Raw genomic sequence first — 22,993 nt, 5'->3', positions numbered from 1 at the left:
CCCTGGCGAAGTTCCTCAGCCGTGCAATCCGCACTCGGTCTTCGCGGAGCCCGCCCAGCGCCCGCTGCGCGGGTCGGCGCCCGGTGCGGGCTTCGCCGTGCACGGTTGGCACCCGATCGACGGGTAACCGGCTGGCACCAGCGGGTTGACCAGCACACCGTGCTCGTCGATGTAGCGCTGCATGTCGTCGTCGGACCAGGCCGCCAACGGGTTGATCTTGACCAGGTTGTTGCGCTCGTCCCAGGTCACGATCGGCGTGTTGGCGCGCGTCGGGGCCTCCACCCGGCGCACCCCGGTCACCCACGCCTCGTACCGGGCCAGCGTGTTGCGCAGCGGCACGACTTTGCGCAGGAAGCAGCAGCGGTTCGGGTCCCGCTCGAACAGCCGGGGCCCTTCGCTGGCGTCCTGCTCGGCGACGCTCTGCGCAGGGATCGCGTTGACGATGTTGACGTCGTAGACCTGCGCCACGGCGTCGCGGGTGCCGATGGTCTCGGCGAAGTGGTAACCCGTCTCCAGGAAAAGGATCTCCACGCCGGGCTTGACCTTGGCGGCCAGGTCGACCAGCACCGCGTCCTGCATGTTCGACGCGACGATCAGCCCGTCCCCGAAGGTGTCGACGGCCCAGCGCAGCGCTTCGTCGGCGCTGGCCTCGGCCAGCCGCGGGGCGGCCTCCTCGACCAGTGCGCGCAGCTCGTCGTCGCTGCGCCGGGTGCCGATGTTCGTGGTGGTGTCGGCAGTCATGGTTCTCCGTTTCCTCCCAGCGCCAGCCCGACGAGCCGCACGGTGAAGACCCGCAGGCACGACTCGCACTTCCACGCCCCGGCCGGTTCGGCCTCAGGCGCGAGATCCTCGTCTCCGCAGTACGGGCAGTAGAACGGCACCGCCCGACCTTCCGGTTGGCTCACTTGAGGTCGTCTTCCTCGGCCCGCGCGACCCACTGCGCGAAGCGCTCGCCGTCCGCGCGCTGCGCCAGGTAGCGGCGCACCAGGCGCTCCACGTAGTCACCCAGCTCGGCGGAGGTGACCTTGTGGCCGCGGATCTTCCGGCCGAACCCGGCGTCCACGCCGAGACCACCGCCGAGGTGCACCTGGAAGCCCTCGACCTGGTTGCCTTCGCCGTCCGGCACCATCTGGCCCTTCAGGCCGATGTCGGCGACCTGGGTGCGGGCGCAGGCGTTCGGGCAGCCGTTGAGGTTGATCGTCACCGGGTCGCGCACTTCGCCCTGGATGTCGGCCAGCCGCTTTTCCAGGTCGCCCACCAGCGCGATCGCCCGCTGCTTGGTCTCCACGATGGCCAGCTTGCAGAACTCGATGCCGGTGCAGGCCATCACGCTGCGCCGCCACGGCGACGGATCGGTCTGCATGCCCACCTTGGCCAGGTCCGCGACCAGTGCGTCCACTTCGGACTCCGGCACGTCCAGGACCAGCAGGTTCTGCTCGACGGTGGTGCGGATGCGCTTGGCACCGACCCGCTCGGCGGCCTTGGCGACCTCGACCAGCGTCGAGCCGCTTACCCGGCCAGCCGCGGACTTCGCACCGACGTAGTAGTTGCCGTCGACCTGCGGGTGCACCCCGATGTGATCGCGGTGGCCAACCGGGGTCTCCGGCGCCGGGCCGTCGATCAGCTTGCGGCCCAGGTACTCGTCCTCCAGCACCTGGCGGAACTTCTCCGCGCCCCAGTCGGCGACCAGGAACTTGATCCGGGCCCGGTGCCGCAGCCGCCGGTAGCCGTAGTCGCGGAAGACCTGCACCACGCCGTGCCACACCTCGGCGACCTCGTCGAGCGGTACCCACGCGCCCAGCCGCACCGCCAGCTTCGGGTTCGTCGACAGCCCACCGCCGACCCACAGGTCGAAACCAGGTCCGTGCTCCGGGTGCACGACGCCGACCAGTGAGACGTCGTTGATCTCCGGCACGGTGTCCCAGCGCGGCGAGCCGGTGATCGCGGTCTTGAACTTGCGCGGCAGGTTGGACAACGACCGGTCACCGATGTACCGCTCGGTGATCTCCGCGATCGCCGGGGTGGCGTCGATGATCTCGTCCGCGGCGATCCCGGCCACCGGCGAGCCCAGCACCACGCGCGGGCAGTCACCGCACGCCTCGGTGGTGGACAGCCCGACGGACTCCAACTTCTGCCAGATGGTCGGCATGTCCTCGACCCGCACCCAGTGCAGCTGCACGTTCTGCCGGTCGGTCAGGTCAGCGGTGTCGCGCGCGTAGGTCTGGGAGATCTCGCCGATGGCCCGCAACTGCTCGGTGGTCAGCGCACCGCCGTCGATGCGGACCCGCAGCATGAAGTAGCGGTCGTCGAGCTCCTCGGGCTCGATCGTTCCGGTGCGCGCGCCGGGGATGCCCGGTGCGCGCTGGGTGTACAGGCCCCACCAGCGGAATCGACCCCGCAGATCGGCCGGGTCGATCGAATCGAAGCCGCCCAGGGCGTAGATCGTCTCGATGCGCTGCCGAACATTCAGCGGATTGTCGTCCTTCTTGGAGCGCTCGTTGGCGTTGAGCGGCTCGCGGTAACCGAGCGCCCACTGGCCCTCGCCGCGAGCTTTGCGCTTGCGGGCGGGCCGAGCGGCGGCTTCCGTCGGGGGGACCATGTCCGACCTCCGGGATTCAGGCGCGGCAGCGCCGGGGAGGCGGCCCGTCCGCGACGGTTCGCACTGCTCGGCGCTCCCGGCGCCGACTGGACAATGCAGAACGCGGCGGCGGGATCAACCCATGGCGCGGCACAGCGCGCTGGACACCCGCCGCAGATCCACGTAGCGGCGGCTGACCAGCAGAAGCCTCGGCAAGGTCATACCCATCGGGAGCAGCCTGCCACGCCCCGACCGGGCGGTCCAACCCCATCCGAATGGTGGGACAGTGGTGACGTGCCTGCTCAGCTGCCCACCGGCGAACCCGCACCGGTCGACGGATCACTGCCCCCGGAAGCCCTGACCGGACTGGGTTCGCGGCCCTTCGGGGTGTACGTCCACGTGCCGTTCTGCGCCACCCGCTGCGGGTACTGCGACTTCAACACCTACACCGCTGATGAGCTGGGCTCATCAGCGAGTTTCGGCAGCTGGCTGGACGGCTTGCGGGCGGAGTTGGAGCTGGGCGCGCGGGCGCTGGCCGCGGGCGATCGGCCGGTCCCGGTGGCGCAGACGGTGTTCGTCGGCGGCGGCACCCCGTCGCTGCTCGGCGCGCGGCGACTGGGCGAGGTGCTGGCAGCGATCCGAGGTTCGTTCGGGCTGAGCAGTGCGGCGGAAATCACTACCGAGTCCAACCCGGAATCGACCTCGCCGGAGTTCTTCGCCGGGATCCGCGAAGCGGGGTTCACCCGAGTCTCGCTGGGCATGCAGTCGGTCGCCGAACACGTGTTGCGGGTGCTGGACCGGCGGCACACACCGGGCCGCGCCGTCGCGGCGGCCGGGGAGGCGCGCGAGGCCGGTTTCGAGCACGTCAACCTGGACCTGATCTACGGCACGCCGGGCGAGACCAACGACGACCTGCGGGCCTCGCTGGACGCGGTGCTGGCCACCGGGGTCGACCACGTCTCGGCGTATGCGCTGATCGTCGAGGACGGCACCGCGATGGCTCGCAAGGTCCGCCGCGGCGAGCTGCCGATGCCCGACGACGATGTGCTCGCCGACCGCTACGAACTGATCGACGGCGTGCTCGGCGAAGCCGGTTTGGGCTGGTACGAGGTGTCCAACTGGGCCCGCGACGACCAAGCGCGCTGCCACCACAACCTCGGCTACTGGCAGGGCGGTGATTGGTGGGGCGCCGGACCGGGCGCGCACAGCCACGTCGGCGGTGTCCGCTGGTGGAACGTCAAGCACCCGGCCCGCTACACGGCGCTGCTGGCGGAGGGGAAGTCCCCGGCCGCCGGGCGGGAGCGCCTGAGCGCCGAGGACCAGCGCATCGAGCGGATCATGCTGGAGCTCCGGCTGACCACCGGTCTGCCGGTGGAAGTCCTCGACGAGTCCGGCCGCCTGGCGGCGAAGCAAGCGGTGGCGGACGGCCTGCTGCGCCGCGATGCCCTGACGGCGGGCCGCTGCGTCCTGACGGACCGAGGCCGCCTCCTCGCCGACGGCGTCGTCCAACACCTGATCGCGTGACGCCGGGTGGTATCAGGCGGTATCATTCAAATCATGGCGATGACACTGCGACTGACCGACGAGGAAGCCGAGGCTCTCAGGCTGGCGGCCGAGGAGGAGCACCGGTCGATGCAGGACGTCGCCCGCCAAGCAATTCGGGAATACACCGCTCGACGCGAAGTCTCGTTTGCCGAAGCGGTTGATTTCGTGGTCCGCAGGGACGCCGAACTTCTGGATCGTCTGGGGCAGTAGGTGACCCGGTTCCCAACGATCGACGATCTGGTGCTGGCCGCGACGCGTGCTCTTGGGCACCCTCCGGAAGTGCGAGACTGGGGGCTGCTCGATGGTGCGCTCTCTCGGGCCAGAGCCACGGTATTCGGAAAAGACGCTTACCCGAGCTTGCATGACAAAGCGGCAGCCATGATGCACTCGCTAGCCCGCAATCACGCATTGGTTGACGGAAACAAGCGCCTCGCCTGGGTGGCGACATTCGGTTTCTACTGGATCAACGGCGAACTGCTGACTGCCCCGAGTGTCGATGACGGCGAAAAGTTCGTGGTTGGCATCGCAGCAGGCGAACTGGAGTTGCCGGAGATCGCAAGGACGCTGCGGACTTGGACAGCGCCTCGACTGCGCTGACCTGTCGTGGTACTAGAAGCGGTCTTCGCGATCGAGGAGGTCACTGGTGTGTTGGCCTTCCGGAAGGCGCCTGGTCGGGTAGCGCTTCATCAGCGCATCGAGGTCGAGGACGCGGGCGTGCAGGACGGTGCGTTGGTGGAGGGCCGAGCGGAGAGCTCGGTGCAGGCCGTCTTCCAGGTAGAGCTCGCCGCGCCACCGGACCACGTGCGGGAACAGGTCGCCGAAGAACGTCGAGTCCGGACTCAGCAGGCGGTCCAGGTGCAGCACCTTGGTCGTGGTGACCAGCTCTTCCATCCGCACCGGGCGCGGCGGGACCGCGGCCCAGTCGCGCAGCGACAGCCGGTGGTCGGGATACGGTTGTCCCTCCCGGACGTCCTTGAAGATCACGGCAACTCGCACCTCCTGGCGAACGGCCGAACCCGGTGCGCACCGCAGTTGGTCCGGCAGCGGCTACCGCTGCCGGAGCCGATGTGGTCCGCTCGATGCAGCGGGCCGGACCGGCGCCCGTCCTCCTCGCCGCAGGCTACCGCCGCCCGCCTGCGGCTCTCGGCTCCGGTGGGAGAACACCGTAAACTCGAAGGTGGTACCCAGGCTCGGTTCCGGGCGAGGCAAGCCCGGGCGAGTTTTCTGCGCGAATGCCGCTGGGACGAGAAGGAGGTGGCGTGGTGAACGCGGATGAACGCCGCTTCGACGTCCTGCGGGCGATCGTGGCCGACTACGTGTCGACCAAGGAGCCGGTGGGTTCGAAGGCGCTCGTCGACCGCCACAACCTCGGGGTGTCCAGTGCCACGGTGCGCAACGACATGGCTGCGCTGGAAGAGGAGGGCCTCATCGTCCAGCCGCACACCAGCGCCGGTCGGGTGCCGACCGACAAGGGCTACCGGTTGTTCGTGGACCGGTTGCACGACATCAAGCCGCTGACCTCGCCTGAGCGCCGCGCGATCCACAAGTTCCTGGAAGGGGCGTTGGACCTCGACGACGTGATGCGGCGCAGCGTGCGGTTGCTCGCGCAGCTGACCCAGCAGGTCGCGGTCGTGCAGTACCCCACGTTGACCCGGTCGACGGTGCGGCACGTCGAAGTCGTCACCATCACCCCGGCCCGGCTGATGCTGGTGCTGATCACCAACACCGGGCGCGTCGACCAGCGGATGGTCGACCTCGGCGACGTGATCACCGACGAAGACGTGGCGCGGTTGCGCAACGTGCTCAACGCCTCGATGGCCGAGAAGCGGCTGGCGGACGCCTCCGTCGCGGTGGCCGAACTGCCCGAACAGGCCCCGCCGGAGCTGCGCGACGCGCTGATCCGGGTGTGCAGCGTGCTCATCGAGTCGCTGGTGGAGCACCCGGAGGAACGGATGGTGCTCGGCGGCACCCCGAACCTGACCCGCAACGTCGCCGACTTCCCCAACTCGCTGCGCCAGGTGCTCGAAGCGCTTGAGGAGCAGGTCGTGGTGCTCAAGCTGCTCGCCGCCGCCCGCGACTCGGACACCGTCCGGGTCAGCATCGGGATGGAGAACGAGGCCAAGGAGATGCAGACGACCTCGGTGGTGTCGACCGGATACGGTGGTTCGGATGGCATGGTGCTGGGGGGCCTCGGCGTGGTCGGGCCGACCCGGATGGATTACCCGGGCACCATGGCGGCGGTCCGGGCCGTCGCCTCTTACGTGGGGGAGATCTTGATCGGCCGGTGAAGCTGCACCGGCGTGTGACCGGCGTGAACTCGTTGATCGAGCAGAGGAAGTACGGAGAAGGTGGCCACGGACTACTACGCGACCCTCGGAGTGGCCAGGGACGCGACACCCGAGCAGATCAAGCGGGCGTACCGCAAGCTCGCACGGGAACTGCACCCGGACGTCAACCCCGATGCGGCAGCGCAGGAGCGGTTCCGCGAAGTGACGGCTGCCTATGAGGTGCTTTCCGATCCAAAGAAGCGGCAGATCGTCGACCTCGGCGGTGATCCGCTGTCCAACGGCGGCGGCGCCGGGGGCGGCATGGGCGATCCGTTCGCCGGATTCGGCGGGCTCGGCGACATCATGGACGCCTTCTTCGGCGGCGGTGCCACCGGATCCGGGCGTGGTCCGCGCAGCAGGGTCCAGCCGGGTTCGGACGCGCTGCTGCGGCTGGAGCTGACCCTGGAGGAGTGCGCCAGCGGCGTCAACCGGGACATCACCGTCGATACGGCGGTGCTCTGCGACTCCTGCGACGGCGGCGGCTCGCGCGCCGGGAGCGCCCCGTCGACCTGCGACACCTGCGGTGGTCGCGGCGAGGTGCAGTCCGTGCAGCGGTCGTTCCTGGGCCAGGTCATGACGTCCCGTCCGTGCCCGGTCTGCCGCGGTTTCGGCGAGGTCATCACCGACCCGTGCCAGCAGTGCGGCGGCGACGGCCGGGTCCGCGCGCGGCGCACCATCACCGTCAAGATCCCGGCCGGGGTCGGCGACGGGATGCGGGTGCGGCTGGCCGGGGAGGGCGAGGTCGGGCCCGGCGGTGGCCCGGCCGGTGACCTGTTCGTCGAGGTCGAGGAGCTGCCGCACGAGCGGTTCACCCGCGACGGCGCGGACCTGCACTGCACCGTCGAGTTGCCGATGACGGCCGCCGCGCTGGGCACCGTGCTCGTGCTGGAGGCGCTCGACGGCGACCGGGAGGAGTTGACCGTGGAACCCGGCACCCAGCCCGGCACCGAGCACGTGCTCACCGGTCGGGGACTGCCCAAGCTGCGCTCCAACGGCAAGGTCAGCGGGCACGGCGACCTGCACGTGCACCTCGATGTCGTGGTGCCGACCCGGCTCGACGACACCCAGTCCGACCTGCTGCGCCAGCTCGCCACGCTGCGCGGCGAGGAGCAGCCGGAGCCGACGGTGACCGCGAACGGCAACGGCAACCGGCACGGGCTGTTCTCCCGCTTCCGGTCCTTCGGCCACCGCTGACTGCCCGATCCTCGGCTGCACCGCGGGTCCCACGCTGCCTCTGCCTGAGAACCCGCGGCCGCGCCGCTGGAAAGACAAGAACCGAGGCCGGACATGTCGGAATCCTCGCTGCCGGTGTTCTCCGTCGAGCGGTTGCCCGCTGTCGGCGGGACCGCCTTGGACGGTCCGGAAGGCAAGCACGCGGCCACCGTGCGCCGCCTGCGACCCGGCGAACTGCTGCTGCTCTCCGACGGGCAGGGCGGCTTGGCCCGTTGCGAAGTGGTGTCGGTCGCACGGGATTCCTTGCAGCTGGCGGTTTCCGAGACCTGGCACGTCCCGCAGCCCGGACTCCGAGTCCGGCTGGCGCAGGCGCTGGTCAAGGGAGACCGGGGGGAACTCGCGGTGGAACTGGCCACCGAGGCGGGCGTGGACGCGGTGGTGCCGTGGCGCGCCGCTCGGTGCGTGGCCAAGTGGGACGACGGTCCGCGCGGCGCGAAGGCGCTGGCGCGGTGGCGCAGCACTGCCGCGCAGGCGGCGAAGCAAGCGCGGCGGGCTTGGACGCCGCCGGTGGACGAACCGGTGAGCACCAAGCAACTCGGCGAGATCGTCAGCCGCGCCGATGCGGCGCTGGTGCTGCACGAGGCGGCGAGCACCCCGTTGGCATCGATCGATCTGCCCCCGACCGGCGAGCTCGTGCTGGTCGTCGGCCCCGAAGGCGGCGTGACCAGCGACGAACTCGCAACGCTGGCGTCAGCTGGCGCGCACGTCGTACGGCTGGGTCCGACCGTGCTGCGCGCTTCGACCGCCGCGGCAGTCGCCCTCGGCGCGCTCGGCGTCCGCACCGATCGATGGACCTAGCGCGTCTCCGGCACCATGAATTGCTTGCTTTGAGTGACGTAGTGCTAGGAAGATCAAAAACTTTGCTCGATCCATAGCGCGAACGGTTGACAGGGCGATACTCTCGGTTGCGAAAGATCGCGACGAGGTCTCGTCGCAACCGGTGCCGCACGGGGCATCGGACCCCAGCACTCGCCGGACACCTCCCCCCTCGGTCCGGCGAGAGCTGCGCCGCAAACGGGGCAACCCCCAGACCCGATTGCGGCGCAGCGTGCCGGGGAAGCCCAGCAGGTCCTGCGATGATCGAGCCCAGTCGGACGGCTCGGATAACCTTCCGGCATGAGCGACTTGGACTCCCTGTTCCTGCGGATCATCGCCCGCGAGATCCCGGCCGACGTGGTGCACGAGAACGATCGGGTGATCGCGATCCGCGACATCAATCCCCAGGCGCCGACCCACGTGCTCGTCGTGCCGAAGAAGCGCTACCGCAACGCCGGCGAGCTGGCCGCCGCCGACCCGGAGCTGCTGGCCGAGCTGGTCACCGTCGCCCGCGACATCGCCGAGCAGGAAGGCATCGCCGAATCGGGCTACCGGCTGCTGTTCAACACGAACGCCGACGCCGGGCAGACGATCTTCCACGTGCACCTGCACCTGCTGGGCGGCGAACCGCTGGGCGGTATGACCGGTGGGCCGCTGAAGGGCTGATCCGCTGCCGATCCGGTAGGGCTGATGGCGGCAAATCGCGTGCCGAGTGGACTACCATCGACGCCATGCAGAACTGACCGTACGACCCGCGCGAACGCGCAGAAAGCAGGCCCGAAAACACGTGGCCGGTATTGCAGCGGGTGGAGCCGCCGCCCAGTCCGGAGAGCATCCCCAGACCGCAACAGCGCAGTCCAAGGTGACCGTTCCCGACAACGTCGTGTTGACGCTGGTCGGAACCAGGGACGAGAACCTTCGGGTGGTGGAGGATCTGCTCACCGCCGATGTCCATGTCCGGGGCAACGAGGTCACGCTGTCCGGGGATCCAGCGGAGGTCGCGTTCGCCGAACGGGTGTTCGCCGAGCTGATCGCGTTGATCGCCAAGGGCAGCCAGCTCACGCCGGACACCGTCCGCCGCAGCGTCGCGATGCTCTCGGCCGACCACAACGAGTCGCCAGCCGACGTGCTCAGCCTGGACATCGTGTCCCGGCGCGGTCGGACGATCCGCCCCAAGACCCTCAACCAGAAGCGCTACGTCGACGCCATCGACCACCACACCGTGGTCTTCGGCATCGGCCCCGCCGGTACCGGCAAGACGTACCTGGCGATGGCCAAGGCCGTGCAGGCGTTGCAGGCCAAGCAGGTCAACCGGATCATCCTCACCCGTCCCGCGGTCGAAGCGGGCGAGCGGCTCGGATTCCTGCCGGGGACGCTCTACGAGAAGATCGACCCCTACCTGCGGCCGCTGTACGACGCGCTGCACGACATGGTCGACCCGGAGTCGGTGCCGCGGCTGACCCAGGCCGGGACCATCGAGATCGCGCCGCTGGCCTACATGCGCGGTCGGACCCTGAACGACGCGTTCATCATCCTCGACGAGGCGCAGAACACCACGCCGGAGCAGATGAAGATGTTCCTGACCCGGCTCGGGTTCGGCTCCAAGATCGTGGTCACCGGTGACGTCACCCAGATCGACCTGCCCGGCGGCCAGCGCAGCGGGCTGAAGGTCGTGCAGGAGATCCTCTCGGGCGTCGACGACGTGCACTTCGCCCTGTTGGACAGCCATGACGTGGTGCGGCACCGCCTGGTCACCGACATCGTCAACGCCTACGACCGCTGGCACGCCCTGGAGGACGCCGACCACCACGACCGGGCCGGTCGGCGCAACGGGCAGCGACGGGGACGGGCATGAGCATCGAGATCGCCAACGAATCAGGCGTCGCGGTGCCCGAGGCGTCCATCGTCTCGGTCGCCCGGTTCGCGCTGGACAAGATGAGCGTCAGCCAGCTCGCCGAGCTGTCGATCGTGCTCGTGGAGCTCGACGTGATGGCTGACCTGCACGAGCGGTGGATGGACCTGCCCGGTCCCACCGACGTGATGTCGTTCCCGATGGACGAGTACGACTCGGCCCGCCGACCGGACTCCGCCGGGTCCGGACCGGCGCTGCTCGGGGACATCGTGCTCTGCCCGGCGTTCGCCAGGGATCAGGCCCGCAAGGCCGGGCACAGCCTGTTGAACGAGTTGCACCTGCTCACCGTGCACGGGGTGCTGCACCTGCTCGGCTACGACCACGCCGAGCCGGAGGAGGAGCGGGAGATGTTCGGCCTGCAGAACCGGATCCTGGCCGACTACCGCGAGGCCCTGGAGGAGGCCGATCGGGTGGCGGCGCAGCGCAGTGCGGATGCCCGGCTGCTGGGCGCAGTCGGGTTGGACGAGCCGGAGTCGCCGCAGGGCGGCCCGGCCGCCGCCAACTAGGGGAGTCGGCGGTGGCGTTGACCGATTCCACCGCGTTCCTGATCGTGGCAGTGCTGCTGGTGCTGGCTGCAGGGGTGTTCGCCGCGTCCGAGGCCGCCATCACAGTGGCGTCCCGCGCTCGTTCCGACGAACTGGTCCGCGAGGGCCGCAGCGGCGCCAAGCAGCTCGCGCACCTGCTCGCGGATCGGCCCCGGCACGTGAACCTGCTGCTGTTGCTGCGATTGGCCTGCGAGCTGGGCGCGACCGTGCTGGTCACCGTGGTCGCCCTGCGGATGGCCCGCTCCGAGGCATGGGCGGTGCTGTTCGCCTTGCTGATCATGCTGGTGGCGTCGTACGTGCTGGTCGGCGTCGGCCCGCGCACCCTCGGGCGGCAGCACCCCTACGGCATCGGGCTCAAGGTGGCCGCGCCGGTGCGGGTGCTCGCCAGGGTGCTCAACCCGCTGACCAGGCTGCTGATCCTGATCGGGAACATGATCACGCCCGGCAAGGGGTTCCGGGAAGGACCGTTCTCCACCGAGGTGGAGCTGCGCGAGCTGGTCGACCTCGCCGGGGAGCGCGGCGTGGTGGCCGCGGGTGAGCGCGAGATGATCCACTCGGTCTTCGAGCTCGGCGACACCCTCGCCCGCGAGGTGATGGTGCCGCGCACCGAGATCATCTGGATCGAGCAGACCAAGTCCGCCCGGCAGGCGATGGCGTTGTGCCTGCGCTCCGGGTACTCCCGCATCCCGGTGATCGGCGAGAGCGTCGACGACATCGTCGGCGTGGTGACCCTCAAGGACCTGACCCGCGCCGTGCTGGACGGCCGCGACGAGGCGGGTCCGGCGGTGGCGGATCTGATGCGCCCGGCCAGCTTCGTGCCGGACACCAAGCGGTTGGACGAACTGCTCCGCGAGATGCAGCTCTCCCGCAGCCACCTGGCCATCGCGGTCGACGAGTACGGCGGCACGGCCGGATTGCTGACCATCGAGGACATCATCGAGGAGATCGTCGGCGAGATCACCGACGAGTCCGACCTGGAAGAGCACCGCCCGATCGAATGGCTCGAAGACGGAACCGTCCGGGTCAGCTCCCGGCTGCCGGTGCAGGACCTGGGCGAGCTGTTCGGCGTGGAGCTCGACGATTCGGACGTGGAGACCGTCGGCGGACTGCTGGCGCAGCGGCTCGGCCGGGTCCCGCTGCCCGGCGCGGAGACCGAGATCGCCGGGCTTCGGCTGCGCGCCGAAGGCGGCAAGGACCACCGCGGGCGGATTCGCATCAACGCGCTGCTCGTCCGGTCGGTGAACACGGACCAAGCACCGCTGCGCGGTGCTGACCAGGAGGGAAGCAACACTCGTGGCTGAGCACGTCGAAGCGGTGGCCCCGCGGGAAATCGACTCGGAGGACGCCAAGATCGTCACGCTCGCGCGGTCGGCTCGGGCCCGCACCGGAGCGGCCGAGGGCGCCGCGGTCCGCGACACCGACGGCCGTACCTACGCGGCGACCACGGTCGCCCTCCCGTCGCTGCGCCTGACCGCGCTGCAAGCAGCGGTGGCGGCAGCGGTCTCCAGCGGCGCCGAAGGACTCGAAGCCGCGGCGGTGGTCACCGACGCCGACTCGGTCGACACCGCCTCGATCGCGGCGGCCCACGACCTCACCGCGACCGCGCCGATCCTCCGCGCCAACGCCCGCGGCGACGTCCTCGGCATCACGACCTGACCCCGATCGCGCGATCTTTTCGAGGTGAAGGGCACCTGTGACCAAGTAAGTGGGTCACAGGTGCCCTTCACCCATCACCCGACAGCGGGAACGGCGCCCGGTGGGCTGGGGTGGCCGGTCGGTCGGCACAATGGTGCGGTGACCAGCTCCGCAGATGCGCACCGCTCCGGATTCGCCTGTTTCGTCGGCCGCCCGAACGCCGGGAAGTCGACGCTGACGAACCACTTGGTCGGCTCGAAGGTGGCGATCACCTCCAGCAAGCCGCAGACCACCCGGCACGCCATCCGCGGCATCGTGCACCGACCCGACGCGCAGCTGATCATCGTGGACACCCCTGGCCTGCACCGACCGCGCACCCTGCTCGGGCGGCGGCTCAACGACCTGGTGTACGAGACGTGGTCCGAAGTGGACGTGGTCGGGTTCTGCGTGCCCGCCGACCAGAAGGTCGGTCCGGGGGACCGGTTCATCGCCGAGCAGCTGGCCAAGATCGCCCGCCGCACCCCGGTGCTGGGCATCGTCACCAAGACCGACCTGGTGAGCAAGGAGCAGGTGGCGCAGCAACTGCTCGACCTGCAGCAGGTGATGGACTTCGCCGACCTGGTTCCGGTGTCCGCAGTGGACTCCTTCCAGGTAGACGTGCTCACCGATCTGCTGGTCGAGCAGCTGCCGGAGGGACCCCAGCTGTACCCGGACGGCGAGTTGACCGACGAGCCGGAGACCACGCTGATCGCCGAGCTGATCCGGGAGGCCGCGCTGGAGGGCGTGCGCGACGAGTTGCCGCACTCGCTGGCCGTCACCATCGAGGAGATGGTGCCCCGCGAGGGCCGCGACGATCTGATCGACGTGCACGCGTTGCTCTACGTCGAGCGCTCCAGCCAGAAGGCGATCGTCATCGGTCGCGGCGGGGAGCGGCTGCGCGCCGTCGGTTCGCAGGCGCGTCGGCACATCCAGGCGCTGCTGGGCAGCAAGATCTACCTGGACCTGCACGTCAAGGTCGCCAAGGACTGGCAGCGCGACCCGAAGCAGCTGCGAAAGCTGGGGTTCTGATCACAACTTCGCGGCGGATTGCCGGGAACTCAGCGTGTCGCGACCGCGTCTCAGGTACGTTCCTGCCCGGTCTTCGTGCACCGGCGAGGGCACATCGGCTTTTGTTTGACAGTTGAAGGAAAAAAACGTGACTAATCCCTATGGTGGTCCGCCGTCCGGGCCCAACCCGCAGGACCCTTACGGTCAGCAGCCGGGCGGATACGGTCCCCCGTCGGGGCCCAACCCGCAGCAGCCGTACGGGCCGCCTTCGGGGCCGTTGCCGCAGCAGCCGTACGGGCAGCCGAATCCCTACGGGCAGCCCGGCCCGTACGGGCCTCCCCAGCCCGGTGGCGCCCCACCGAACAACAACATCGGCTGGGGTATCGGGTCGATCTTCCTGTGCTGGCCGTTCGCGATCCCGTCGTTGATCAAGGCCACTTCGGTGCAGAACCTGTGGGCGCAGGGCCAGTTCCAGCAGGCCCAGGCCGCCGCGGATGACGCCAAGAAGTGGGGCAAGATCGGGATCATCGCTGGCGCGTGCTGGTGGGTGCTGATCATCCTGTTCTACGTGGTGTTCTTCGTGATCATCGCCGCCACCGCGAGCTCCTACTCCTCCTACTGATCGAGTGATGCCGTTGCGGACAGCTCGAGACTGACCGCAACGGCGCCACGAATCCTGCCTGGGGAATGCCATGACCGATCCGTCCGAGCCCGCTGAGGTACCACCGCAGGAACCGGCGCCGCCACCTCAGCCGCCGATGCAGCCGCAGCCGTACTCCTACGCGGCGCAGTTCGGCGTCACACCCGTGCCGGTGAACAACAACCTGGGCTGGGCCATCGCTGGCATCTTGGTTTGCTGGCCCTTCGGGATTCCCTCGTTGATCAAGTCGTTGCAGGTCAACTCGCTGTGGTGGCAGGGGCAGTACGCCCAGGCCCAGGCTTCCGCGGACGACGCGAAGAAGTGGGGCAAGGTCGCCGTCATCGTCGGTGCCAGCCTCCTGGGCCTCTACATCCTGGCCATGATCGCTTACTTCGTGATCATGATCGTGGTGTTCGGGTTCGCCGCCGGTTCCAGTTCGGAATGGTGACCGCCACCCGCTTTCGCGCGATGTTGTTCCCAGCCGCGACGGTCCTGGTCGGTTGTGCGGCGGCCGGTGTGGTGCTGGCCGCCGATCCGACCTCCGATGCCGGATTTCCGCTGCCGCCTTGCCCGATCAAGTGGCTGACCGGCCTGGACTGCCCCGGCTGCGGCGCGACTCGCATGTTCTACAGCCTGCTGCACGGTGACCTGCTCTCGGCGCTGCACTTCAACGCGGCCGCCGTGGTGTTCATCCCGTTCTTCCTGTGGACCTGGGGCGCCTGGGTGTTGGGCCGCTGGCGCGGCCGCCGGGTGCCGACCTGGGAGCAGTGGCGCTGGTCGCCGATGGTGGGGCTGGTCCTGATCGCAGTCTGGTCGGTGAGCAGGAACCTGCCGTTCCCGCCGTTCAGCGCGCTTTACGTCTAGTTCCAACACCCGCTAGTCGAAGGAGTCCTGGACGCTTGGGCCAAGGACGCCGGTGGCCCCCAGGATGATGAAGATGATGACCAGTGCCCAGAGCGCTGGTACCACCCAGCCGACGATGATGCCGACCAGTGCCATGCTGCGGTTGTTGTACGCCTGCGGGTTCCGGTTGATCTCGCGCATCGCGACGTGGCCCAGGATCGCGCCGACCGGCCCGATCAGGATCGCGCCGTAGCAGGTGAAGATCGCGGCGAGTGACACGCACATCGAGGCGATCGCCATGCCGTTGTTCCGCGGTCCCTGCGGAAAACCCGGGCCGTAGGGCGGCGGAGCCGGCTGGTACGGGTTCTGGTCGTACGGATACGACATGCATGTCCTTTCAGCGCGGAAACATCCCTGATTCTCCGCCTGGCCTCGGGGACCGGTCCCCGAGGGTGTGATGATGGGTGGGTGAGCCTCTACCGGGATACCGCGGTCGTACTGCGGGTGCAGAAGCTGGGCGAGGCGGACCGGATCATAACCTTGCTGACCCGGCGGTACGGCAAAGTTCGCGCGGTTGCCAAGGGAGTGCGCCGGACGACGTCGCGGTTCGGTGCGCGCGTCGAGCCGTTCTGCCACATCGACGTGCAGCTCTACACCGGCCGCACGCTCGACGTGATCACCCAGGTGCAGACCGTCGACGCCTTCGGCGCGCACATCGTCGACGACTACCAGCGCTACACCGCGGCGTGCGCGGTGCTGGAAACCGTCGACCGGCTGGCCGCTGAGGAAGGCGAACCGGTGCTGCGGCTCTACCTGCTCGCCATCGGCGCGCTGCGGGCCTTGGCCGACCGGGAACGCGACTCTTCGCAGGTGTTGGACGCTTTCCTGCTGCGCGCGATGTCGTTCGCGGGCTGGGCGCCAGCTCTCGCCGAGTGCGCGCGCTGCGGCGAACCGGGCCCGCACGCCGCGTTCAACGTGCAGGCCGGTGGCGCGGTGTGCGTTCGATGCCGCCCGGCCGGTTCGGTGCGGCCTTCGGTGCACACCTTGCCGCTGATGGAGTCGCTGCTGCACGGCGACTGGTCGGCCGCGGAGACGGCGGCCAACTCGACCCGCCGAGAGGCCAGCGGCCTGATCGCGGCTCACCTGCAGTGGCACATGGAACGGCAGTTGCGCTCGTTGCCGCTGGTCGAGCGGAGCGTCCCGGAGCTGATCCGGGAGCGCGCCGCCGATGTCGCCCTGGTCGCGACGGCCGAGGACGGTGCGGGACAGGCGCTGAACTGATGATCGATTCGGGCGAGGACAATGAGACCTCACGCCCAGCAGTCCGAAGGAGAACCACGTTATGTTGCGACGCCGTGCGCGAGGCAAGGACGACCCGACCGTGCGGATGCCGGAACCGCACGCTTCGGGTGCCAAGCCACCAGCGTTGCCACCGGAATTCGTGCCCAACCACGTGGCCATCGTGATGGACGGCAACGGTCGGTGGGCCAACGAGCGCGGTCTGCCGCGCATCGAGGGCCACAAGCGCGGTGAGGCGGTCGTGCTGGAGTTGGCCCGCGGTGCGATCGAGATCGGCGTGAAGTGGCTGTCGTTGTACGCCTTCTCCACCGAGAACTGGAAGCGCAGCCCGGACGAGGTGCGGTTCCTGATGGGCTTCAACCGTGACGTGATCCGGCGCCGCGTCGACGAGTTGGACGAAATGGGCGTGCGGGTGCGCTGGGCTGGCCGGAAACCGCGCCTGTGGCGCAGCGTGGTGAACGAACTGCAGGCCGCCGAGGTGCGCACCCGGCAAAACGAGGTCATGAACCTGACCATGTGCGTCAACTACGGCGGTCGAGCCGAGGTCGGCGACGCCGCGCGCGAGATCGCCCGGCAGGTGGCGGCCGGAAAGATCAACCCGGACCGGGTCGACGAACGCACCGTGGCCCGCTTCCTCTACCAGCCGGAGATGCCGGACGTCGATCTGTTCATCCGGCCGTCCGGCGAGCAGCGGACCTCGAATTTCATGCTCTGGCAGTCCGCCTACGCCGAACTCGTCTTCCAGGACACCCTGTTCCCCGATGTGGATCGTCGGCACCTGTGGCGGGCGTGCGAGGAGTTCGCGCGCCGCGACCGGCGGTTCGGCGGGGCGATCGATCGGGCGACCGGCGAGCCTGCCGTTTCCGCTCAGGAGGGCAATTGATGACCCAGGAAGCCGCGACCACCGCACGGTTGATGACCGCCGCGAAGGATGCGCTGGAGAGCTACCACGACGTGCACGTCGACGACGACGGCGCGTTGACCTTCCGGCACTCCGACGTGCCGTGCGCGGTGCAGGCGATGCAACTCGCCGAGGGCCTGACCGTGTTGAGCCTGACCTGCGTGGTCGCATGGGACCTGCCGCCCACCGACGAGCTCGCGCAATCGGTGGCGGAACGTGCTGGGCAGGGCCTGTTCGGCACGCTCGGCGTGGTGCGCACCGAGCGCGGCATGGACGTCACCCTGCGATACGCCTTCCCGGCGGAGGGGATGGCCGCTACGCCGCTGGGCACGCTGCTGATGCTCGTGGTGGCGACGGCGTCCCAGCTGCGCACCGAACTCCTCACCAAACCCGGCGGCACCGCGAACTAGCGGGCCGCGCTTGGTCATGCCGTCGGGGGACGCGTCGGTGTGTCCGGCGCTGCCGGTTGGAGCCTTGTTGAGCAGGGCTTTTGGTGGGTTTCAGCCGAGGTCTCCGGGTGCTGCTGGCGCTGGGATGCACTAGCGCGAACGACTATCAGTTCGAACTGGCACGATAGCCCGGTGACCGAGATCGCCGACCCGCCGCGCACGCGGCGCCCCCTCATCACCTCGTTGGAGGTGCTCTGCGGACTGCTGGTCGTCGCCGTGGTGTTCCAGCAGCAGTTGAGTTCCCTGCTGGACGTCCCGGCGCTGCGCACCGGCTCGACCGTGTTCGTCGCCGTCTGCGTGCAAGCCATGCCGTTCCTCGTGCTCGGTGTGCTGGTCAGCGGTCTGATCGCGGCTTTCGTCCCACCGGACGCGTTGCGTCGGCTGCTGCCCGCGAATCCCGCGGCGGCAGTGCCGGTCGCGGGTGTCGCAGGCGTGGCGTTGCCCGGCTGCGAGTGCGCATCGGTGCCGGTGGCGCGGCGCCTGATGCAGCAGGGTGTCGCACCGGCTGCGGCGCTGGCCTTCCTGCTGGCGGCACCGGCGGTGAATCCGATCGTCCTGGTATCCACTGCGGTCGCCTTCCCCAGCGAGCCGCGGATGGTGCTGGCCAGGTTCCTCGGCTCGCTGTTGACCGCATGCGTGATGGGCTGGCTGTGGGCCCGGCTGGGCAAGGCCGAATGGCTGGCGGAACGGGCGCTGCGCCGGGTCGAGGCCCAGCACGGATCCGGCAGCCGGTGGGTGGTGTTCACCGAGTCCGCCAGGCACGACCTGGTCGAGGCAGGCGGTTTCCTGGTGCTCGGCGGTCTGACCTCCGCGGTGTTCAACGTCGTAGTGCCCACGCAGTGGCTGGAGTCGCTCGGCGGTCAGCTGGTGCTCGGGGTGCTGGTCATGGCTGTGCTCGCGGTGGTGCTCGCGTTGTGCAGCGAGGCCGACGCGTTCGTGGTGGCGTCGATGCCGGGGCTGCCGTTGGTCCCGAAGTTGGTGTTCCTGGTCGTCGGCCCGGCCGTGGACCTCAAGTTGATCGCGCTGCAGTCCGGTGCTTTCGGACGCCGCTTCGCCGTCCGGTTCGCGCCCGCCACCTTCGCGGTGGCGATCGGCTGCGCCGTCGGTGTCGGAGCCGTGCTGCTGGGAGGTTCGTGATGCGCCGCGAGACCCAGAACCTGCTGTTGCTGCTGTTGGGCGGTGCGCTGCTCAAGATCGCCCTGGGCGGCAGCTACCTCCGCTACGTCAAGCCGTCGCTGTTCCCGTGGCTGGTGGTGGCCGGGGTGATCATGATCGGGCTGGCGGCATTCGCCATCGTCCGCGACATCCGCTCCGGCGGTGTCGACCACCACGAGCACGGCTCGCGCAGCCCTTGGATGCTGCTGCTGCCGGTGTTCGCGATCTTCCTGATCGCCCCGCCCGCGCTCGGCGCGGATTCGGTGACCCGAGATCGGGTGGCCGCGCCGCCCCCGAAGGAATCGCTGTTCCCGAACCTGCCGCCCGAGCAGGCGCCGCTGCTGAGCATGTCGGAGTTCGTCACCCGCGTCATCTGGGACGACAGCGGTGCGCTCAACAGCCGGACGGTGCGCCTGCAGGGCTTCGTGGTGCATCCGACGCCGGGCACGACGCAACTGGCCCGGATGCGCATCAGCTGCTGCGCCGCCGACGCGGCCCCGGTGAAGGTGGACCTCGCGGCTCCAGCGCAGGTGACCGAGCTCCCGGCGGACACCTGGATCGAGGTGACCGGCAAGCTGCGACCGGGCACCGCTACGGAAGCCAACGACTACGTGCCCACCCTGGATGCGATCACGATCCAGCAGATCCCCGCCCCGCAGGACACCTACGAGTACTGACCGTGGATTTCCGGGTCACAAGCCGCGGGCGGTGCACTCAGGACAGGTGCCGACGATCTCCACCGTGTGGCTGACGTTGGAGAAGCCGTGCTCCTGGCCGATCCGCTCGGCCCAGTTCTCCACCGGCGGATCGGCGACCTCCACGGTCCGCCCGCAGTGGCGGCACACCAGGTGATGGTGGTGGTGGCTGGAGCACCGCCGGTACACGGCCTCGCCCGACGGGGTGCGCAGCACGTCGACCTCGCCCGCGTCGGCCAGGGTTTGCAGCGTGCGGTAGACCGTGGTCAGGCCGATACCTTCGCCCTGCCGCCGCAATTCCTCGTGCAGTTCCTGGGCGGAGCGGAAGTCCTCTACCTGGTCCAGCAGGTTCGACACCGCCGCTCGCTGCTTGGTGGCCCGCAGTCCCGGTACGCCGACCGTGGGACCCTCGCCGGTGGTCACGCTGTCTCCGTCTCCTATCGGCCGTTGGATGCCATGGAACGTGGCGCCGGTCCGCGCGTCCGGGTTCCGGAGATCTCCTCCGCGTGCGCGGCAGCGTCCACCACGATGTGCGCCAAGTGCTCGTCGACGAGCCGGTAGACGACCTCCCGGCCGTGCCGCTCGCCGTAGACCACCCCGGCCGACTTCAGCACCCGGAGGTGTTGGCTGATCAGCGGCTGGGCCACGCCGAGCGCGTCGACCAGTTCGTGCACGCAGCGTTCCGAGACCCGCAGTTGCAGGACGATCGCGATGCGCACTGGGGCCGCGAGCGCCCGCAACAGCTCCCCGGCTTCGGCCAGGACCCGTTGGTCCCGCAACGGCGCCGGGTGCGCATCCCGCTCCCGCGAGTGCACCTGGTCGTCCGGGCTGTCCAGACCGGGGCCCGCAGTCGACCGGGCCGGTTCGGAATCCGGGCTGACGGCGGACATCGTTTCCTTTCCGGCGTGCCTCGACGCGGGGTCGCCTGGCTGCGGTGACGTCGCTGGAACGCAGTGACGCTCCACGACCCCATCCTACGGGTACGCCTCACCTGAGCTGTCACATCAATACCGCACGTCCCGTCGACGTCGCCGGGGGTGTCCGGTGGCCAGCCCAGGCGAATGCCGTTGGCGTCGGGATCGGTACGCTGGGAAACTCCAGCCCGACCAGTTGGTTCGACGTATCCAGCGATGATTCCGGAGTGAACGTGCCCGCCGACCAGATCGACACGATCGTCAATCTCTGCAAGCGCCGTGGTTTCGTCTACCCGTCCGGGGAGATCTACGGCGGTACCAGGTCGGCCTGGGACTACGGACCGCTGGGCGTGGAGCTCAAGGAGAACATCAAGCGCCAGTGGTGGAAGTCCATGGTGCAGGGCCGCGAGGACGTCGTCGGCCTGGACTCCTCGGTGATCCTGCCCCGCCAGGTCTGGGAGGCATCCGGGCACGTCACCGCCTTCCACGACCCGCTGGTGGAGTGCACCTCGTGCCACCACCGGTTCCGGGGCGACCAGCTCGCCGAGGAGTACGCCGAGCGCACCGGCAAGGAGATCGCCGAGGACGACCTCTCCGAGGTCCCGTGCCCGAACTGCGGCGTGCGCGGCCAGTACACCGACCCGCGCGAGTTCAACATGATGCTCAAGACCTTCCTCGGCCCGGTGGAGAGCGAAGAGGGCATGCACTACCTGCGGCCGGAGACCGCGCAGGGCATCTTCGTCAACTTCGCCAACGTGATGACCACGGCGCGCAAGAAGCCGCCGTTCGGCATCGGCCAGATCGGCAAGTCGTTCCGCAACGAGATCACGCCCGGCAACTTCATCTTCCGCACCCGCGAGTTCGAGCAGATGGAGATGGAGTTCTTCGTCGAGCCCGGCGAGGACGAGCAGTGGCACCAGTACTGGATCGACGAGCGCCTGAAGTGGTACGCCGACCTGGGCATCAACCGCGACAACCTGCGGGAGTACGAGCACCCCAAGGAGAAGCTGTCGCACTACTCCAAGCGCACCGTCGACATCGAGTACCGGTTCCGCTTCGGCGGCCAGGAGTGGGGTGAGCTGGAGGGCATCGCCAACCGCACCGATTTCGACCTGACCACGCACTCCAACCACTCGGGCGTGGACCTGTCCTACTTCGACCAGGCCAGCAACTCGCGGTACCGGCCGTACGTGATCGAGCCCGCCGCGGGTGTGGGGCGGCCGATGATGGCGTTCCTGATCGACGCCTACTACGAGGACGAGGCGCCCAACGCCAAGGGCGGTGTGGACAAGCGCGTCGTGCTGAAGCTGGACCGCCGGTTGGCGCCGGTGAAGGTGGCGGTACTGCCGTTGTCGCGCAACGCCGAGTTGTCGCCGAAGGCCCGCGACATCGCCGCTCAGCTGCGCCAGAACTGGAATGTCGACTTCGACGACGCCGGGGCGATCGGCCGCCGTTACCGGCGGCAGGACGAGATCGGCACGCCGTTCTGCGTGACCGTCGACTTCGATTCGCTGTCCGACCACGCCGTAACGGTCCGCGAGCGCGACACGATGTCGCAGGAGCGGGTGGCGATCGACAAGCTGGAGGAGTACCTCGCGGTTCGCCTCATCAGCTGCTGAGAGGGTGTGTGGGTCGTTTTGCGGAGGTGGTGGCGCGGGTTGTCCGCTTGGCCGCCGCCGATGAGCTGCCGAAGACCTCAGCCGTAGCGACTGCTGAGGGCTTCACCGCGACGGGGGTTCCGGGAAGATCTGTGAGGATGCCAGCGTGAGCCCCTATCGAGCCGCCCACCGTTCCCGCCCCAGCCGGATGCTGGGGCGAGTCGTGGTCGGCGCGTTGTTGGTGGGACTGCTGGTGGTCGGCGGCACCGCGTTCCGGGTGTGGCAGGTCGCGCGCGCCGACGACCGGCGGCCGGTGGACATCGTGGTCGTGCTCGGTGCCGCGCAGTACCACGGCAAGCCTTCGGACGTGCTGCTGGCTCGGCTCGAACAGGCGCTGGAGCTCTACCAGGACGGTCTGACGAAGTACATCGTCACGGTCGGCGGACGGCTGCCCGGTGACGCCTACACCGAGGCGGAGGCCAGCAAGAAGTGGTTGTCCGGCAAGGGTGTGCCCGCCGACCAGATCGTGGACGTCGACGTCGGTAGCGACACGTTGGGCAGCATGGCGGCCGTCGCGCAGTTGTCGGAGCAGCGCGGCTGGAGCAGCGCGCTCATCGTCAGCGACCCCTGGCATTCGCTGCGGGCTAGGACGATGGCCAACGACCTGGGGCTGCAGTCGTGGGCGTCGCCCGCGCGTTCCGGGCCGGTGGTGCAGACCCGGGAGGTCCAGTTCCGCTACATCATCCGGGAGACCGGTGCGCTGCTGTACTACCGCTTGACGCACGCCTCAGCAGAACTCACCGGCGACGGACTGGGTTAGAGAGTGCGGATTGGCTTGCGTAGCGGTGCGGGTAGCGGAAC

Annotated in this window: 30 protein-coding genes; 22 read left to right on the top strand and 8 right to left on the bottom strand. The window is 69.1% G+C overall.

Annotated elements, in window-relative coordinates; genetic code table 11:
* Positions 1-15 precede the first annotated feature (15 nt).
* The 4 genes from MOQ72_RS26335 to MOQ72_RS45710 form a co-directional block, all read right to left on the bottom strand.
* Entirely contained in the window at positions 16-741 is a 726-nt protein-coding gene (locus MOQ72_RS26335; RefSeq protein WP_242188345.1) for a phosphoadenylyl-sulfate reductase, read from the bottom strand.
* Positions 738-905 (bottom strand): hypothetical protein, encoded by a 168-nt coding sequence (locus tag MOQ72_RS26330; protein WP_242188344.1) that lies wholly within the window; start codon positions 903-905, stop codon positions 738-740. Before MOQ72_RS26330 ends, MOQ72_RS26335 begins: the two co-directional genes overlap by 4 nt.
* The gene (locus MOQ72_RS26325) at positions 902-2,599 is read right to left on the bottom strand and encodes a nitrite/sulfite reductase (RefSeq protein ID WP_242188343.1); all 1,698 of its coding nucleotides are present in this window, start codon (positions 2,597-2,599) and stop codon (positions 902-904) included. Before MOQ72_RS26325 ends, MOQ72_RS26330 begins: the two co-directional genes overlap by 4 nt.
* A gap of 114 nt (positions 2,600-2,713) precedes the next feature.
* Positions 2,714-2,806 (bottom strand): putative leader peptide, encoded by a 93-nt coding sequence (locus MOQ72_RS45710; RefSeq protein ID WP_372495548.1) that lies wholly within the window; start codon positions 2,804-2,806, stop codon positions 2,714-2,716.
* 66 nt (positions 2,807-2,872) lie between these two features.
* On the opposite strand from MOQ72_RS45710, the gene hemW reads away from it, so the two are divergent.
* From hemW to MOQ72_RS26310, 3 genes are read left to right on the top strand one after another with little or no spacing between them, the layout of a single operon-like run.
* Complete coding sequence (gene hemW, locus MOQ72_RS26320) at positions 2,873-4,102, top strand: radical SAM family heme chaperone HemW (protein WP_242188342.1); 1,230 nt, start codon at positions 2,873-2,875, stop codon at positions 4,100-4,102.
* Between the two features lie 33 nt (positions 4,103-4,135).
* The gene (locus tag MOQ72_RS26315) at positions 4,136-4,333 is read left to right on the top strand and encodes a ribbon-helix-helix domain-containing protein (protein WP_242188341.1); all 198 of its coding nucleotides are present in this window, start codon (positions 4,136-4,138) and stop codon (positions 4,331-4,333) included.
* The gene (locus MOQ72_RS26310) at positions 4,334-4,720 is read left to right on the top strand and encodes a type II toxin-antitoxin system death-on-curing family toxin (protein WP_242188340.1); all 387 of its coding nucleotides are present in this window, start codon (positions 4,334-4,336) and stop codon (positions 4,718-4,720) included. It begins immediately after the preceding gene.
* Positions 4,721-4,732: 12 nt separating this feature from the next.
* Here MOQ72_RS26310 and MOQ72_RS26305 read toward each other — a convergent pair whose 3' ends face one another.
* Positions 4,733-5,107 carry a type II toxin-antitoxin system VapB family antitoxin gene (locus MOQ72_RS26305; protein WP_242188339.1) on the bottom strand — a complete coding sequence of 125 codons (375 nt, stop codon included), beginning with the start codon at positions 5,105-5,107 and terminating at the stop codon, positions 4,733-4,735.
* Positions 5,108-5,382: 275 nt separating this feature from the next.
* Between MOQ72_RS26305 and hrcA the strand changes: the two genes are divergently transcribed.
* The 12 genes from hrcA (at position 5,383) to MOQ72_RS26245 (ending at position 15,142) form a co-directional block, all read left to right on the top strand.
* Complete coding sequence (gene hrcA, locus MOQ72_RS26300) at positions 5,383-6,411, top strand: heat-inducible transcriptional repressor HrcA (RefSeq protein WP_242188338.1); 1,029 nt, start codon at positions 5,383-5,385, stop codon at positions 6,409-6,411.
* Between the two features lie 60 nt (positions 6,412-6,471).
* On the top strand, positions 6,472-7,644 hold the full coding sequence (gene dnaJ, locus MOQ72_RS26295) for a molecular chaperone DnaJ (protein WP_242188337.1): 1,173 nt from the start codon (positions 6,472-6,474) through the stop codon (positions 7,642-7,644).
* A gap of 93 nt (positions 7,645-7,737) precedes the next feature.
* Entirely contained in the window at positions 7,738-8,481 is a 744-nt protein-coding gene (locus MOQ72_RS26290; RefSeq protein ID WP_242188336.1) for a 16S rRNA (uracil(1498)-N(3))-methyltransferase, read from the top strand.
* 318 nt (positions 8,482-8,799) lie between these two features.
* Positions 8,800-9,165, top strand: coding sequence for a histidine triad nucleotide-binding protein (locus tag MOQ72_RS26285; RefSeq protein ID WP_242188335.1), 366 nt, complete (start codon positions 8,800-8,802; stop codon positions 9,163-9,165).
* Positions 9,166-9,286: 121 nt separating this feature from the next.
* A complete protein-coding gene (locus MOQ72_RS26280; protein WP_242188334.1) occupies positions 9,287-10,354 on the top strand; it encodes a PhoH family protein in 1,068 nt (355 codons plus the stop codon).
* On the top strand, positions 10,351-10,917 hold the full coding sequence (ybeY, locus tag MOQ72_RS26275; RefSeq protein ID WP_242188333.1) for an rRNA maturation RNase YbeY: 567 nt from the start codon (positions 10,351-10,353) through the stop codon (positions 10,915-10,917). Before MOQ72_RS26280 ends, ybeY begins: the two co-directional genes overlap by 4 nt.
* 17 nt (positions 10,918-10,934) lie before the next feature.
* Positions 10,935-12,257 (top strand): hemolysin family protein, encoded by a 1,323-nt coding sequence (locus MOQ72_RS26270; protein WP_242188365.1) that lies wholly within the window; start codon positions 10,935-10,937, stop codon positions 12,255-12,257.
* Positions 12,250-12,612, top strand: a complete 363-nt coding sequence (locus tag MOQ72_RS26265) for a cytidine deaminase-like protein (protein WP_242188332.1) — start codon at positions 12,250-12,252, stop codon at positions 12,610-12,612. The genes MOQ72_RS26270 and MOQ72_RS26265 overlap by 8 nt, the downstream gene beginning before the upstream one ends.
* Positions 12,613-12,750: 138 nt before the next feature.
* Complete coding sequence (era, locus tag MOQ72_RS26260) at positions 12,751-13,659, top strand: GTPase Era (protein WP_242188331.1); 909 nt, start codon at positions 12,751-12,753, stop codon at positions 13,657-13,659.
* 127 nt (positions 13,660-13,786) lie between these two features.
* Positions 13,787-14,260, top strand: a complete 474-nt coding sequence (locus MOQ72_RS26255; RefSeq protein ID WP_242188330.1) for a CD225/dispanin family protein — start codon at positions 13,787-13,789, stop codon at positions 14,258-14,260.
* 70 nt (positions 14,261-14,330) lie between these two features.
* A complete protein-coding gene (locus MOQ72_RS26250) occupies positions 14,331-14,726 on the top strand; it encodes a CD225/dispanin family protein (protein ID WP_242188329.1) in 396 nt (131 codons plus the stop codon).
* Positions 14,723-15,142 carry a DUF2752 domain-containing protein gene (locus tag MOQ72_RS26245; RefSeq protein WP_242188328.1) on the top strand — a complete coding sequence of 140 codons (420 nt, stop codon included), beginning with the start codon at positions 14,723-14,725 and terminating at the stop codon, positions 15,140-15,142. Before MOQ72_RS26250 ends, MOQ72_RS26245 begins: the two co-directional genes overlap by 4 nt.
* Positions 15,143-15,154: 12 nt before the next feature.
* On the opposite strand, the gene MOQ72_RS26240 is transcribed toward MOQ72_RS26245, so the two are convergent.
* Entirely contained in the window at positions 15,155-15,508 is a 354-nt protein-coding gene (locus MOQ72_RS26240; protein WP_242188327.1) for a DUF4190 domain-containing protein, read from the bottom strand.
* An 81-nt stretch (positions 15,509-15,589) separates the two neighbouring features.
* On the opposite strand from MOQ72_RS26240, the gene recO reads away from it, so the two are divergent.
* The 5 genes from recO to MOQ72_RS26215 all read left to right on the top strand — a co-directional run bounded on the left by recO (position 15,590) and on the right by MOQ72_RS26215 (position 19,602).
* The gene (gene recO, locus MOQ72_RS26235) at positions 15,590-16,402 is read left to right on the top strand and encodes a DNA repair protein RecO (RefSeq protein WP_242188326.1); all 813 of its coding nucleotides are present in this window, start codon (positions 15,590-15,592) and stop codon (positions 16,400-16,402) included.
* 61 nt (positions 16,403-16,463) lie between these two features.
* Positions 16,464-17,303 (top strand): isoprenyl transferase, encoded by an 840-nt coding sequence (locus MOQ72_RS26230; RefSeq protein ID WP_242188325.1) that lies wholly within the window; start codon positions 16,464-16,466, stop codon positions 17,301-17,303.
* A complete protein-coding gene (locus MOQ72_RS26225; RefSeq protein ID WP_242188324.1) occupies positions 17,303-17,731 on the top strand; it encodes a hypothetical protein in 429 nt (142 codons plus the stop codon). The genes MOQ72_RS26230 and MOQ72_RS26225 overlap by 1 nt, the downstream gene beginning before the upstream one ends.
* A gap of 171 nt (positions 17,732-17,902) precedes the next feature.
* Positions 17,903-18,907, top strand: coding sequence for a permease (locus MOQ72_RS26220; RefSeq protein WP_242188323.1), 1,005 nt, complete (start codon positions 17,903-17,905; stop codon positions 18,905-18,907).
* Positions 18,907-19,602 (top strand): TIGR03943 family putative permease subunit, encoded by a 696-nt coding sequence (locus tag MOQ72_RS26215; protein ID WP_242188322.1) that lies wholly within the window; start codon positions 18,907-18,909, stop codon positions 19,600-19,602. Before MOQ72_RS26220 ends, MOQ72_RS26215 begins: the two co-directional genes overlap by 1 nt.
* Before the next feature lie 15 nt (positions 19,603-19,617).
* Here MOQ72_RS26215 and MOQ72_RS26210 read toward each other — a convergent pair whose 3' ends face one another.
* Both MOQ72_RS26210 and MOQ72_RS26205 read right to left on the bottom strand, forming a co-directional pair.
* Complete coding sequence (locus MOQ72_RS26210) at positions 19,618-20,043, bottom strand: Fur family transcriptional regulator (RefSeq protein WP_242188321.1); 426 nt, start codon at positions 20,041-20,043, stop codon at positions 19,618-19,620.
* Positions 20,044-20,057: 14 nt separating this feature from the next.
* Positions 20,058-20,510 (bottom strand): ArsR/SmtB family transcription factor, encoded by a 453-nt coding sequence (locus MOQ72_RS26205; RefSeq protein WP_242188320.1) that lies wholly within the window; start codon positions 20,508-20,510, stop codon positions 20,058-20,060.
* Positions 20,511-20,767: 257 nt separating this feature from the next.
* On the opposite strand from MOQ72_RS26205, the gene MOQ72_RS26200 reads away from it, so the two are divergent.
* Complete coding sequence (locus MOQ72_RS26200) at positions 20,768-22,153, top strand: glycine--tRNA ligase (RefSeq protein WP_242188319.1); 1,386 nt, start codon at positions 20,768-20,770, stop codon at positions 22,151-22,153.
* A gap of 187 nt (positions 22,154-22,340) precedes the next feature.
* The gene (locus MOQ72_RS26195) at positions 22,341-22,952 is read left to right on the top strand and encodes a YdcF family protein (RefSeq protein ID WP_242188364.1); all 612 of its coding nucleotides are present in this window, start codon (positions 22,341-22,343) and stop codon (positions 22,950-22,952) included.
* Positions 22,953-22,993 lie beyond the last annotated feature (41 nt).

This window comes from Saccharopolyspora soli, from assembly GCF_022678645.1.
GTDB classification, from domain to species: Bacteria; Actinomycetota; Actinomycetes; order Mycobacteriales; family Pseudonocardiaceae; genus Saccharopolyspora; species Saccharopolyspora soli.
This window is presented reverse-complemented; position numbering and strand designations above follow the sequence as displayed.